Here is a 13,704-nt window from a genome sequence, read left to right as displayed (position 1 = left end):
GGCGGCGGCCCCGCCGTGCCGCCCTGGTATCGGCAGGGGCCGGGTGGGCCGGGCCACTTGCCGGGTGGTGGGGCGCCCGGAGCGTACCCCGGCGGCGGCACCCCTCGCGCGGCGCTCGCCTGGTGGCGTTCCGGCAGCGGGAACGACAGCCGGGCGTAGGCCATCAGGTCCGCGAGCGACCGCTGCTGGTCGCGGAAGGTCCGCTCGTCCACCCCGCCCCGGGCCGCCCGGGCGTGCAGCAGCCCGAGCTCGGTCGAGGCCACCTGGTAGTCGATCATGGCCCGTGCCCCGGCCCTGCCGCCGTGGGCCTTGGCCCACGCCCTGGCCTGCCGCCGGCGGCGCAGGGACGACAGCATGAAGATGTCGGCCTGGTTGATCAGCCCGTTGCGCTCGTACGGCGGCAGGTAGTGCTGGATCAGCCCGACGATCCGCCGTCTGTCCCGGAAGATCACGATGAGCTCGACGACGAGCAGCATCATCAGCAGCAGGTAGGCGATGGCGAGCCCGCCGAGGCCGCCGAAGGAGGCGAAGCCGTTCCAGAGGCCGTGCAGCAGCATGGCGCCGATCCACCCGATGACGATCACGACGACTCCCACCGCGCCCCCGCGCTGGGCGGCGTACGCGACCGCGATCCCGATCAGGGAGGTGAACAGCGGATGGGCGAACGGCGACAGCACGGCCCGCAGCACGAGCGTGGCGGCCAGTCCCTGCGCGCCGTTCTCCTCCAGCGCGGCCAGGTAGTAGCTGACGTTCTCCGACATGGCGAAGCCGAGCCCGACCATGCTGGCGTAGATGATCCCGTCGGTGGGCCCGTCCAGCTCATGCCGCCGGAACCACAGCAGCCCGAGCAGGACCAGCCCCTTGGCCGTCTCCTCCACCGGCGGGGCGCCGAACGTGGCGACCAGGTTGCGGGCGTTGGTCATGTCCCCGAGCTGGTGGGCCACGTAGACGAGGTTGAGCGAGTTGAGCACGCCGGCGAGCAGGACGGCGATGCCGGCGCCCCAGGCGAACGCGAATATCAGGTTGTTGCGGGGCTCCGGTTCCATCCGGTCGAGGGCGAGGACGCCCGCGAGCAGCAGCGGCACGGGGGCCACGGCGAGCCCGAGCGCGATGAAGAACTGGACCGGCTCGCCGTTGATGATGTCGAAGGAGAACGACACCAGGGCGCAGATCCCGGCGACGACCAGACCCACGATGAGACCGATGGACGGACGCTCCCTGAGGACGGCGCGGGGGTCGAGGCCTGCCACTGTGCGACTGTAACCGAACAGGCCCGCCGTGGTCCTCCTCCGGCCCCAAAAGATCCCCTGGATTGCGTCCGCCGATCGTCTCGCGCGCCGGGCCGGTCGTCCGGAACACGTCCCGGTTACCGGCACAATGGGCGATCATGGATGTCGCACCGCGTGACGGGCTCGGACGACGCGGTTTCCTCCGCGTCGCGTGCGCCGCGGCCGTCGGCTCGGTCGCCGGCTCGGCCGCCGCGTGCGCGCCCGGGTCCCGGGACGCCTCCGCGCCCGCCTCCCCGCCGCCCTCCGCCGCCCCCACGCCGTCGCCCGGAAGGCCGGCGCCGGAACGGCTGCTGCCCGGAGACCCGGACTGGCGGGTGCGCGGGCGCGGCCCCGACGAGGCGATCGAGGGCTACGGCGACCGGGCGAGCGTGCTGCCCGGGGAGTCGTTCGGGCTGCACGTCTCCACCACCGAGGGCCGCTACCGGGTCACGGCGTACCGGATGGGCTGGTACGGCGGCACGCTCGCCCGCCGCGTGTGGCGCTCGGGGTGGATGAGGGGACGCGACCAGGGCCGCGGGCGGCTCACCGGGGACACCCGCACCGTACGCGCGGGGTGGCGGCGATCCCTCACCGTGTCCACGGACGGCTGGCCGGAGGGGGCCTACCTGCTGCGCCTCGACACCGAGCGCGGCCACCAGCGGTACGTGCCGCTGGTCGTGCGCTCGGCCTCCGGCGCCGGGCGCACGGTGCTGGTCCACGCCACCCCCACGTGGCAGGCGTACAACCGGTGGGGCGGCTACAGCCTCTACTACGGCGAGGACGGCCGCTACGACAGCCGCTCGCTCGCGGTCAGCTTCGACCGCCCCTACGACCGCACCGGGATGGAGAAGTTCCTCATCCACGAGCGGCCGGTGGTGGCGCTGGCCGAACGGCTCGGCCTCCCCCTGGCGTACACGACGGGCGGCGACCTGGAGGCCGGCGACGACGTCCTCGCCGGCGCGTCGGCGGTGATCTTCCTCGGGCACGACGAGTACTGGACGCCCGGGATGCGGCGCACCGTGACCGAGGCCCGCGACGCGGGCGCCAACCTCGCCTTCCTGGGCGCCAACACCTGCTACCGCCGCGTCCGGCTGGAGGAGGACGGCAGGACGGTGGTCTGCTACAAGACCGCGGTGGACCGCGACCCGCTGGTCCGCACGCGCCCGTCGCTGGCGACGACCGACTTCCGGGCGGCTCCGAAGGCCGACCCCGAGTCGTCTCTCATCGGCGTGTACTACGACGGGTATCCCGTGGACGCGCCGTTCGTGGTGCACGAGCCCCGCCACTGGATCTTCGCGGGCACCGGCGTCCGCCGTGGCGACGCGTTCCCGCACCTGGTGGGCGTGGAGTACGACCGGGTGAACACGGACGTGCCGACGCCCAGGCCGCTGCAGATCCTCGCCCACTCGCCGGTGACCTGCGTGGGGCGGCCCAGCTTCGCCGACGCCGCCTACTACACGGCGCCGAGCGGGGCCGGGGTGTTCGCCTCGGGGACCATGCGGTGGGCCGAGACCCTCATGGCCGGCACCCGCGACCTGCCGCGGGCCCACGGCATCGGCGCGCGCACACGGGCCTTCGTCACCCTCGCGACGACCAACCTGCTGAAGGGCTTCGCGGAGGGACCGGCGGCCGAGCGCCTGCCCGCCCCGGACGACAACGTACGGAAGACCTACCGCCGCTGACCGCCCGGCGCCGGAGCCGGCCGACAGCGCACTAGAGAGCGGCGGCAGGCCAGATCCCGCCCTCTTCGAGACAGGAGTCCTCGGCTTCGCCGCACTGGTACCGAGGGCCCGGGACGCCCCTGAACTCCGATCCGTTCACGATGAAGCGCCCGGCCCCCCAGGCGTAGACCCGTCCGTAGAAATCCTCCTGAAGCGCGTAGGGAGGGTTCTTCGGCAGTTTGGGGCCGACCGACGTCATCTCGTTCGTGGCGGGATCTATCGCGACCAGGTGAGCGCCGTCCCGGCACTTCCCCCCTCCCCATTCGAGGCGGTCCTCCAGCGCCACCCACTGCTCACCCACCCATGTGATCCCCGACAAGCGGCAATCCGGATCATTGCCGGGCGACATCTGCACTCCGTCGTTCAGGTCGGTCTTGCCCGGCGGGATGACGAAGACGTGGGTGGTACCACCGGCGCCGAGATCACGCGTGGTGACTCCGATGCTGCCGTCCGCCCGTCCTCCGTCACCTCGCCGAGCCCCGCGGCGCCGCCCAGACGTTGGCGGGCTTCAGATCGCGATGCACCACGCCCGCGGCGTGGACGGACACGATGGCCTCCGCCAGACCGGCGGCCAGGCCGTACAGGCCGTCTCCGGCCAGCGGGCCGTGTCCGCGGACGTAGGCGTCCAGCGTCGGCCCGGGAACGTACTCGGTGGCCAGCCATGGCTTCTCGGCCGCGGTGTCTGCCTCGATCACATGGGCGATGCACGCACCGGCGACTCTGCCGGCGACCGCGGTCTCCCGCGCGAACCGGGCGCGGAACTCCTCGTTTCCGGCGAAGGCCGGGTGGACGACCTTGACCGCTACCCTGCGGCCGTCGGCGCCGACTCCCGCGTAGACGACTCCCATGCCGCCCGATCCGAGCCGTCCCACCAGCCGGTACCCGCCGATCCTCGTGGGGTCGGCCGCGTTCAGCGGACCGATCGCCGCCGATGCGACAGCCGCAGGACGTGGCGGCTCCTTCCACCACAGCCAGTACGGCGGTGCGGGGGGCCAGTCCGGATCCGGTCCCTCCCAGTCGGCGGGAGGTTCCCAGTCGTCGGGAACGGTCCATCCGGGCGGCGGATTGAACGACCACCCTTCGCCCACCGGCCGAGGGGGGATGGCGCCGCTCAAATCCCGGCCTCGCCGCGGTTCTCCGGAGAGGGCGGCCACCCGGGCGGTGCGTTGAACCGCCAACCGGGACCAGGTCGGGGAGGAGTGGTCACAAAGGGCGGGCGATGCCGGCCCGCTCAGGCGGGCGGAGGGCTCTCCACCGGCCGTGAGCGCCGATCCGGGTGGTTCAGACGAGCAGGGAGTCGATCGCGACGGCGAGGAACAGCAGCGCCAGATAGATGTTCGACCAGTGGAAGAACCGCATCGGGCGCAGGTCGACGCCGGTCTTGCCGGCCTTCACCCGGCCGAGCAGGCGGTGGACCTCAACGAGGCAGACCACGCCGAGCACGAGCGCGGCGGCCGGGTAGAGCAGGGAGGTGCCGGCGACCGGCCACAGCAGCAGCGAGCACAGCACCGTGGCCCAGGTGTAGGCGACCACCTGCTGGACCACCCGGCGCTCGGTGGCGACCACCGGGAGCATGGGCACCTCGGCCGCCGCGTAGTCCTCGCGGTAGCGCATGGCGAGCGTCCAGGTGTGCGGCGGCGTCCAGAAGAACACGACGCCGAACAGCACGACCGGGGCCCACGACACCCCGCCGGTGATGCCGGCCCAGCCGATCAGCACCGGCATGCACCCGGCGATGCCGCCCCACACGATGTTCTGCGACGTGCGCCGCTTGAGCACCAGCGAGTACACGAAGACGTAGAACAGGATCGCGCCCAGCGACAGCGCCGCGGCGAGCCCGTTCACCGTGAGGGCGAGCCCGAGCGTGGAAAGAGTGCCGAGAATCACACCGAAGACCAGCGCGCCCATCGGCGACACGTCGTGCTTGGCGAGCGGACGCCTGCGGGTGCGCCGCATCGTCCGGTCGATGTCCCGGTCGATGTAGCAGTTCAGGACGTTCGCGCTGCCCGCCGACAGGGTGCCGAACACCATGGTCGCGGTGGCGGTCCACAGGTCGGGCAGGCCATGCGCCGCGAGGAACATGACCGGCAGGGTCGTGATCAGCAGCAGCTCGATGATCCGGGGCTTGGTGAGCGCCACGTAGGCCTTCACGAGCGCCCCCAGGGAGCGGGGAGCCGTGGCCGTCGCGGTGGACCCGAGGGGGGCCACCGTCTGCTTGTTCGTCAAGACCGTCAAGGCGCTTCCAACACGTGCGGGGTCAACGCGTAACCTCTGATTAGGGCGGATCTCCGGGCAGCCTGTCTCCGGGCAGCAGCCGGCACTTGGTCAATCACTGTAGTCGCCACCGCAGGTGGTCCCCCAATCGGGGCCGAGGCCGCATGGGGCCGTTACCGAGGTGGCTACCAAACGGTATTACGCCGAACCCGTTAGGGTCCCCTGTGGGCGGGAAATGCCAGAACGGCGCGACAACTAGAGGGGATCGAGCAGTTGAGCAGCGCAAGCCTTGAGTGGAGTGACCTCGACCGGCAGGCGGTCGACGTCGTGCGGGCCCTGGCGATGGACGCCGTGGAGAAGGCGGGGTCGGGTCACCCCGGCACCGCCATGAGCCTCGCCCCCGCCGCCTACCTTCTTTTCCAGCGGGTCCTGCGTCACGACCCCTCGGATCCCAAGTGGGCGGGGCGGGATAGGTTCGTCCTCTCCTGCGGGCATTCGAGCCTGACGCTTTACATTCAGCTCTACCTGTCCGGCTACGGCCTGACCCTGGACGACCTCAAGGCGCTCCGGCAGTGGGGCAGCCTCACGCCGGGCCACCCGGAGTACGGGCACACGGCCGGGGTGGAGACCACGACCGGCCCGCTCGGCCAGGGCATCGGCAACGCGGTCGGCATGGCGATGGCGGCCCGCCGCGAGCGCGGCCTGTTCGACCCGGACGCCGCGCCCGGCGCCTCGCCGTTCGACCACATGATCTGGTGCTTCGCCTCGGAGGGCGACCTCGAGGAGGGCATCAGCCACGAGGTCAGCGCCCTCGCGGGTCACCAGAAGCTCGGCAACCTGGCCGTGGTCTTCGACTCCAACCACATCTCCATCGAGGACGACACCCAGATCGCCCTGTCCGAGGACATCGCCAAGCGCTACGAGGCGTACGGCTGGCAGGTCCTGGAGGTCGACTGGACCGCCACCGGGGAGTACAAGGAGGACGTCCAGGCGCTGTACGACGCGCTGGAGGCGGCCCGCGCGGAGACCGACCGGCCGACGTTCATCAAGCTCCGCACGATCATCGGCTGGCCGGCGCCGAACAAGCAGAACACCGGCAAGATCCACGGCTCGGCCCTGGGCGCAGACGAGGTCGCCGCGACCAAGCGCGTCCTCGGCATGGACCCCGACAAGAGCTTCGAGGTCCCGGCCGAGGTGCTCGGCCACGCGCGCGAGGTCGTCGCGCGCGGGCGCGCCCTGCGCGCCGAGTGGGACAAGGGCTACCAGAGCTGGCGTGAGGGCAACCCCGAGCGGGCGGAGCTGTTCGACCGGATCTCCAAGCGCAAGCTGCCCGAGGGCTGGGACAAGGCGCTGCCGTCGTTCGAGATCGGCTCGCAGGTCGCGACCCGAAAGGCGTCCGGCGAGGTGCTGAGCGCGCTCGCGCCGGTGCTGCCGGAGCTGTGGGGCGGCTCGGCCGACCTGGCGGAGTCCAACAACACCACGATGAAGGGCGAGCCGTCCTTCATCCCGGACGAGTACCAGACCAAGGAGTTCCCCGGTCACCGGTACGGCCGGACGCTGCACTTCGGCATCCGCGAGCACGGCATGGGCGCGATCCTCAACGGCATCGCGCTGCACAACGGCACCCGCCCCTACGGCGGCACGTTCCTGGTGTTCAGCGACTACATGCGGCCGTCGGTGCGTCTCGCCGCGCTGATGAAGCTGCCGGTGACCTACGTCTGGACGCACGACTCGATCGGCCTCGGCGAGGACGGCCCGACCCACCAGCCGATCGAGCACCTGTGGGCGCTGCGCGCGATCCCCGGCCTCGACGTCGTCCGCCCGGCCGACGCCAACGAGACCGCGGCCGCGTGGAAGGCCGTGCTGGAGAACAACGACCGCCCGGCGGGCCTCGCCCTGACCCGGCAGAACGTCCCCACCCTGGAGGGCGCCGGCGACCCGGACGCCGTCGCGAAGGGCGGCTACGTGCTGCAGGACGCCTCCAACGGCCAGCCCGAGGTCGTGATCATCGGCACCGGCAGCGAGGTCCAGCTCGCCGTCGAGGCCCGCACGATCCTGGAGTCGCAGGGCATCCCGACCCGCGTCGTGTCGATGCCGTGCGTGGAGTGGTTCCAGGCGCAGGACGCCGCCTACAAGCAGACCGTGCTTCCGCCCGCCGTCAAGGCCCGGGTCGCCGTCGAGGCGGGAATCACGCTCGGCTGGCGCGAGTTCGTGGGAGATGCGGGCGAGGTGCTCGGTCTCGACCACTTCGGCGCCTCCGCGCCGTACAAGACGATCTACGAGCAGTTCGGCCTCACCGCCGACCGCGTCGTCGCCGCCGCCAAGGCCAGCCTGGCCAAGACGGGCGCCGACAAGGGCGAGACGACCGGAAACTGAGGGACGAAGGATGAATGAGAATCTGAAGCGGCTGACCGACGCCGGAGTCTCCATCTGGCTCGACGACATCAGCCGGGAGCGGCTGCGCTCCGGCAACCTCGCCGCCCTGATCCGCGACAAGAACGTCACCGGGGTCACCTCCAACCCCACGATCTTCGCCTCCGCCCTGAGCAAGGGCGACGCCTACGACGCGCAGCTGCGCGACCTCGCCACCCGCGGGGTGACGGTCGAGGAGGCCGTACGCGCGATCACCACGTTCGACATCCGCTGGGCGGCCGACGTGATGCGGCCGGTCTTCGACGCCACCCGCGGCGTCGACGGGCGCGTGTCGATCGAGGTGGACCCGCGCCTGGCCCGCAAGACCGAGGCGACGATCGCCGAGGCCCGCGCGCTCTGGTGGCTGGTCGACCGGCCCAACGTGCACATCAAGATCCCGGCGACGGTCGAGGGCCTGCCGGCGATCACCCAGGCCATCTCCGAGGGCATCAGCGTCAACGTCACGCTGATCTTCTCGCTCGAGCGGTACCGCCAGGTGATGGACGCCTGGCTCAGCGGGCTCGAGAAGGCCAAGGCCAACGGCCTCAACCTGGCCACGATCGAGTCGGTCGCGTCGTTCTTCGTCAGCCGCGTCGACACCGAGATCGACAAGCGCCTCGACAAGATCGGCACGCCGGAGGCCGCCGAGCTGAAGGGCAAGGCCGCCGTGGCCAACGCCCGCCTGGCGTACGCCGCGTACGAGGAGGTCATGAACTCGCCGCGCTGGCAGGCGCTGCGCGCGGCCGGCGCGCACCCGCAGCGCCCGCTGTGGGCCTCCACCGGCGTGAAGAACCCCGACTTCCCCGACACGCTGTACGTCGAGCAGCTGGTCACGGCCGGGGTCGTCAACACCATGCCGGAGAAGACGCTGGACGCCTCGGCCGACCACGGCCGGATCTCGGGCGACACCATCCGCCCCTTCTACCAGCAGGCGTGGGACGTCATGGCCTCGCTCAAGCAGGCCGGCATCGACTACGACGACGTCGTCCGCGCGCTGGAGGAGGAGGGCGTCGAGAAGTTCGAGACGTCCTGGAGCGAGCTTCTCGAGACCGTCGACGGCGAGCTGCGGAAGGCCTGAGCTACAGATGACAATCGAGGTGACCCTCGGCGACGAGGCGGACGCCGTCAAGGCGGTCAAGGACAAGCTCGTGGCCGAGGGGGTGCCCGCGGCCCTCGCCGCGGGCGACTCCACGCTGTGGGGCCCGCAGGCGCAGCCCGAGGCCGCGATCCGGCTGGGCTGGCTGGGCCTGCACCGCGCCAGCAGGGAGCTGCTGCCGGAGATCGCCAAGCTGGTGGAGCGGGCCCGCGCCGCGGGCCTGGACCACGTGGTGCTCGCCGGCATGGGCGGCTCCTCCCTCGCCCCCGAGGTGATCTGCGCCACCGAGGACGTGCCGCTGACCGTCCTCGACACCACCGACCCGCACCAGGTCCGCCGCGCGCTCGCCGACCGGCTCGACCGCACGATCGTGGTGGTGGCGAGCAAGAGCGGCGGCACGATCGAGACCGACAGCCACCGGCGCGTCTACGAGCAGGCGTTCCTGGACGCGGGCATCGACCCGGCCGAGCGGATCGTGGTCGTCACCGACCCCGGCTCGCCGCTCGAGCGGGCGGCCATCGAGGCCGGATACCCGGTCGTGCTCGCCGACCCGAACGTGGGCGGCCGCTACAGCGCGCTCACGGCGTTCGGCCTGGTGCCGAGCGCCCTGGCGGGCGCCGACGTGGCCAAGCTGCTCGACGACGCCGCCGCGGTGGCGCCGCTGCTCGCGCAGGACGAGGGCAACCCGGGCCTGGAGCTCGGCGCGCTGCTCGGCGCGCGGGCGCTGCAGGGCCGCGACAAGCTCATCCTGCGCGACGCGCCCTCCGACATCACCGGCCTGCCCGACTGGATCGAGCAGCTCATCGCCGAGTCGACCGGCAAGGAGGGCAAGGGCATCCTGCCCGTCGTCGGCGCCGAGGCCGCCGAGGCCGGTGACCAGTTCCTGGTCACCATCGGCCCCGACAGCGGCACGACCGTCGACGGCCCGCTCGGCGCGCAGTTCCTCGTCTGGGAGTACGCCACGGCGATCGCCGGCCGGGTGCTGGGGATCAACCCGTTCGACCAGCCGAACGTGGCCGAGTCGAAGGAGAACACCACCAGGATCCTGCAGGAGGCCGGCGACGGCCCGCTGCCGACCGGCACGCCGATGCTCACCGACGGCCCGGTCGAGGTGTACGGCGACGTGCCCGGCGACCTGAAGAACCTGGCCGACGTCCTCACCTGGCTGCTGCGCGCGATCCCCGAGCGCGGCTACCTGGCGGTCATGGCGTACCTCGACCGCGAGGCCGCGTTCGACGCCGCGGTGGTCGGCGACGCCTCCTTCGAGGAGATGACCGAGACGTGGGCGAGCGCCGACGTCGCCACCCTGCGGGCCCTGCTCGACTACCGCACCGACCACGCGGTGACGTTCGGCTGGGGCCCGCGCTTCCTGCACTCCACCGGCCAGTACCACAAGGGCGGGCCGGAGGCCGGCGTGTTCCTGCAGGTCACCGGGGCCGTTTCCGACGACGTCGAGGTCCCCGGCAAGCCGTACACGCTGGGCAGGCTGCAACTCGCGCAGGCGCTGGGCGACCTGGGAGCCCTGACCTCCCGCGGCCGTCCGGCGGTCCGCCTGCACCTCACCGACCGCGTCGCCGGCGTCAGGCATCTGCTCTCCGTGGCGGAGGAGCTCTGAAGATGCGATGCGTTACAGGCGTAGGGCCCGTCCGCAGGGAGGACACATGACGGAGCAACAGGAGCCGCAGGCCCCCGCCGACGACGCCCGGCAGGCGGGAGGCGAGCTGCCGCAGCAGGCCGTGGACGACCTGACGGCCGCCGAGCGGGCGGTCCTGGCCGCCGCGCAGGCCGCGACGACGGGGACGACCGAGCTGACCATGGCGGCCAACCCGCTGCGTGACCCGCGCGACCGGCGCCTGCCCCGGGTGGCCGGGCCGTGCGTGCTCGTGCTGTTCGGCGTCACGGGCGACCTCGCCAAGCGCAAGCTGCTGCCGGCCATCTACGACCTGGGGAACCGGGGGCTGCTGCCCCCGGGCTTCTCCCTGGTCGGCTTCGCCCGCCGCGACTGGGCGCACGAGGACTTCGCCCAGGTCACGTACGAGGCGGTCAAGGAGCACGCGCGGACGCCGTTCCGCGACGAGGTCTGGAAGCAGCTCAGCGAGGGCATCCACTTCTGCCCCGGCGAGTTCGGCGACGACGGCGCCTTCGACGTGCTCGCCATGATGCTCAAGGAGATCGACGAGACGCGGGGCACCGGCGGCAACTACGCCTTCTACCTGTCGGTGCCGCCGAAGTTCTTCCCGCTCGTGATCGAGCAGCTCAAGCGGACGAACCTGGCCAAGGGCCCCGAGGGCTCCTGGCGCCGGGTCGTCATCGAGAAGCCGTTCGGGCACGACCTGAAGAGCGCGCAGGAGCTCAACGCGATCACCAGCGCGGTGTTCCCGGAGAGCTCGGTCTTCCGGATCGACCACTACCTCGGCAAGGAGACCGTCCAGAACATCCTGGCGCTCCGTTTCGCCAACACGCTGTACGAGCCGATCTGGAACCGCGGTTACGTCGACCACGTCCAGATCACGATGGCCGAGGACATCGGCATCGGCGGCCGGGCCGGCTACTACGACGGCATCGGCGCGGCCCGTGACGTGATCCAGAACCACCTGCTCCAGCTCCTCGCGCTGGTCGCGATGGAGGACCCCACGTCCTTCGACGCCGACGCGCTGCGCCGGGAGAAGGAGAAGGTGCTGCGGGCCGTCAAGCTGCCCGCCGATTTGGCCACCGGCACCGCCCGCGGCCAGTACACGCGGGGCTGGCAGGGCGGCGAGCCGGTCGTCGGCTACCTGGAGGAGCAGGGCATCTCCTCCGACTCCGCGACCGAGACGTACGCCGCGGTGAAGCTGGAGGTGGCCAACCGCCGGTGGGCGGGGGTGCCGTTCTACCTGCGGACGGGCAAGCGGCTCAGCCGCCGGATGACCGAGGTGGCCGTCGTCTTCCAGCGGGCGCCGCACCTGCCGTTCAGCAAGGACGACACCGAGATCCTCGGGCACAACGCGCTGGTCATCCGGGTGCAGCCGGACGAGGGCATCACGGTGCGCTTCGGCTCCAAGGTGCCGGGCACGGCCATGGAGGTCAGGGACGTCAACATGGACTTCGCCTACGGCGAGTCGTTCATGGAGTCCTCCCCCGAGGCGTACGAGCGGCTGCTGCTCGACGTGCTCATCGGTGATCCGCCGCTGTTCCCGCACCAGCGGGAGGTGGAGCTGTCGTGGCAGATCCTCGACCCGATCGAGGAGTTCTGGGCCTCCGAGGGCAAGCCCGAGGGGTACGAGTCCGGCTCCTGGGGGCCCGCCTCGGCCGACGCGATGCTGGCCAGGGACGGACGCGCCTGGAGGCGGCTGTGAGCGCGGCTTCCGGCGAGGCGCGTTCCGGGCGGATCGAGCGGAGAGCGGTGTGACGACCTTCAACCTGACCGAGACGACCGCGTCGAAGATCTCTTCGACGCTCACCCGCCTGCGGCACCAGATGGGCGCGCCCGCCGTCGGCATGGTGCTGACGCTCGTCGTGGTGGTGGACGAGGCGGGGCAGTACGACGCCCTGCGCGCGGCCACCGACGCGGCGCGCGAGCACCCCTCGCGCATCCTCATAGTGATCAGCCGCGACCCGGCCGAGCCCAACCGGCTGGACGCGGAGATCCGCGTGGGCGAGTCGGCGCCGGGCGAGGTCGTGCTGCTGCGCCTGTACGGCGAGCTGACCGAGCACGCCGACTCGGTGATCACGCCGCTGCTGCTCACCGACACGCCGGTGGTGGTGTGGTGGCCGGGCGACTGCCCGGACGTCCCCGCCAAGACCGCGATCGGGCACCTCGGCAGCCGCCGTATCACCGACGCCAGGTCGGCTCAGGACGGCGTGTCGGCCATCGCCGCCCGGGCCGGCCAGTACGTGCCCGGCGACACCGATCTGGCCTGGACGCGGCTCACGCCGTGGCGCAGCCTGCTGGCCGCCGCCTTCGACCAGCCCATCGGGAAGGTCACCGGAGGCGTGGTGGAGGCCGCTGCGGGCAACCCCAGCGCGCCGCTGCTGGCCGCCTGGCTGTGCGACCGGCTGGAGGTGCCGATCGAGGTCGCCGACTCCGCCGGCCCCGGCCTGACGGGCGTGCGGCTGTCCATCGAGGACGGCGGCGAGCTGACCGTGAGCAGGACCGACGCGAGGCTCGCAACGCTGTCGCGGCCCGGCAACCCCGACCGCCGGGTCGCCCTGGCCCGCCGGCCGACCTCGGAGCTGCTGGCCGAGGAGCTGCGCAGGCTCGACCCCGACGACATCTACGCCGCCGCGATCCGTCGGCTGGCGGAGATGAAGGGGCGGGGACGGGCGTGAGCGGCGTTCCCACCGTCATCGTCCACCGGGACGCCGAGCTGCTGGCCCAGGCCGTGGCCGCCCGCCTCATCACGCGGCTGGTGGACACCCAGGCGGCCCGCGGTTCGGCGCACCTGGTGCTGACCGGCGGCACCGTCGGTATCGCGACGCTCGCCGCCCTCGCGGGGACGGCGGCGCGCGACGCCATCGACTGGCGGGCGCTCGACATCTGGTGGGGCGACGAGCGGTTCCTGCCGACCGGCGATCCTGAGCGCAACGAGACCGGGGCCCGCCAGGCCCTGCTCGACCACGTCGACGTGGATCCGGCCCGGGTCCACCCGATGCCCGGCCCCGACTCGGGGATGACCGCCGAGGAGGCCGCCGACGCGTACGCGGTCGAGTTGGCCAAGGCGGCCAGGCCCGAGGACCACGGGCCGGTGCCGTCGTTCGACGTGCTCCTGCTCGGCATGGGACCGGACGCGCACGTCGCCTCGTTGTTCCCGGACAAACCCGCGGTCTACGAGGAGGAGCGCTCGGTGGTGGCGGTGCACGGCTCCCCCAAGCCGCCGCCGACCCGGCTGTCGCTGACGTTCCCGGCGCTGCGGGCCGCCTCATGTCCGACAAGCACATGGCCTACGAGCGCTTCGACGCCGACAACGGCGCCGACGAGGCCCGCTCCATGCTCGGCGCCCTCGCCGCCGGCCTC

Annotated in this window: 11 protein-coding genes; 7 read left to right on the top strand and 4 right to left on the bottom strand. The window is 72.1% G+C overall.

Translation table 11 applies throughout. From position 1 onward, the window contains the following. Positions 1-1,250, bottom strand: a 1,250-nt coding sequence (locus AB0J39_RS32445) for a PrsW family intramembrane metalloprotease (RefSeq protein ID WP_363471750.1), incomplete at its 3' end; no start/stop codon positions are given. Between the two features lie 137 nt (positions 1,251-1,387). Between AB0J39_RS32445 and AB0J39_RS32440 the strand changes: the two genes are divergently transcribed. Next, positions 1,388-2,950: a N,N-dimethylformamidase beta subunit family domain-containing protein gene (locus tag AB0J39_RS32440; protein ID WP_363471748.1), complete on the top strand. Its 1,563-nt coding sequence runs from the start codon at positions 1,388-1,390 to the stop codon at positions 2,948-2,950. A gap of 31 nt (positions 2,951-2,981) precedes the next feature. On the opposite strand, the gene AB0J39_RS32435 is transcribed toward AB0J39_RS32440, so the two are convergent. From AB0J39_RS32435 to AB0J39_RS32425, 3 genes are all read right to left on the bottom strand, one after another. Further along, positions 2,982-3,290, bottom strand: coding sequence for a hypothetical protein (locus tag AB0J39_RS32435; protein ID WP_363471746.1), 309 nt, complete (start codon positions 3,288-3,290; stop codon positions 2,982-2,984). A 163-nt stretch (positions 3,291-3,453) separates the two neighbouring features. Further along, positions 3,454-4,077, bottom strand: a complete 624-nt coding sequence (locus tag AB0J39_RS32430) for a serine/threonine-protein kinase (protein ID WP_363471744.1) — start codon at positions 4,075-4,077, stop codon at positions 3,454-3,456. Between the two features lie 193 nt (positions 4,078-4,270). Then, the gene (locus AB0J39_RS32425) at positions 4,271-5,197 is read right to left on the bottom strand and encodes a heme o synthase (RefSeq protein ID WP_363471754.1); all 927 of its coding nucleotides are present in this window, start codon (positions 5,195-5,197) and stop codon (positions 4,271-4,273) included. Positions 5,198-5,467: 270 nt separating this feature from the next. On the opposite strand from AB0J39_RS32425, the gene tkt reads away from it, so the two are divergent. The 6 genes from tkt to pgl form a co-directional block, all read left to right on the top strand. After that, positions 5,468-7,579 (top strand): transketolase, encoded by a 2,112-nt coding sequence (gene tkt / locus AB0J39_RS32420; RefSeq protein WP_363471752.1) that lies wholly within the window; start codon positions 5,468-5,470, stop codon positions 7,577-7,579. A gap of 10 nt (positions 7,580-7,589) precedes the next feature. Next, on the top strand, positions 7,590-8,693 hold the full coding sequence (gene tal, locus AB0J39_RS32415; protein WP_363471742.1) for a transaldolase: 1,104 nt from the start codon (positions 7,590-7,592) through the stop codon (positions 8,691-8,693). A gap of 7 nt (positions 8,694-8,700) precedes the next feature. Then, positions 8,701-10,326 carry a glucose-6-phosphate isomerase gene (locus AB0J39_RS32410; protein WP_363471740.1) on the top strand — a complete coding sequence of 542 codons (1,626 nt, stop codon included), beginning with the start codon at positions 8,701-8,703 and terminating at the stop codon, positions 10,324-10,326. Positions 10,327-10,525: 199 nt separating this feature from the next. After that, positions 10,526-12,046 carry a glucose-6-phosphate dehydrogenase gene (zwf, locus tag AB0J39_RS32405; protein WP_346228972.1) on the top strand — a complete coding sequence of 507 codons (1,521 nt, stop codon included), beginning with the start codon at positions 10,526-10,528 and terminating at the stop codon, positions 12,044-12,046. A 49-nt stretch (positions 12,047-12,095) separates the two neighbouring features. Continuing rightward, entirely contained in the window at positions 12,096-13,019 is a 924-nt protein-coding gene (locus AB0J39_RS32400) for a glucose-6-phosphate dehydrogenase assembly protein OpcA (RefSeq protein ID WP_363471738.1), read from the top strand. Continuing rightward, on the top strand, positions 13,016-13,704 hold a 689-nt coding region (gene pgl, locus AB0J39_RS32395), incomplete at its 3' end, for a 6-phosphogluconolactonase (RefSeq protein ID WP_363471736.1). The genes AB0J39_RS32400 and pgl, both read left to right, overlap by 4 nt.

It is taken from the genome of Microbispora sp. NPDC049633, from assembly GCF_040675265.1.
Taxonomy (GTDB): Bacteria; Actinomycetota; Actinomycetes; order Streptosporangiales; family Streptosporangiaceae; genus Microbispora; species Microbispora maris.
The sequence above is the reverse complement of the archived record's forward strand: the minus strand, read 5'-3'. Positions and strand labels throughout refer to the sequence as shown.

Coding starts and splice junctions, on each gene's coding strand:
- zwf (WP_346228972.1), top strand. CDS start 10,526: ATGGCGGCCAACCCGCTGCGTGACCCGCGCGACCGGCGCCTGCCCCGG.
- AB0J39_RS32410 (WP_363471740.1), top strand. CDS start 8,701: ATGACAATCGAGGTGACCCTCGGCGACGAGGCGGACGCCGTCAAGGCG.
- tal (WP_363471742.1), top strand. CDS start 7,590: ATGAATGAGAATCTGAAGCGGCTGACCGACGCCGGAGTCTCCATCTGG.
- AB0J39_RS32440 (WP_363471748.1), top strand. CDS start 1,388: ATGGATGTCGCACCGCGTGACGGGCTCGGACGACGCGGTTTCCTCCGC.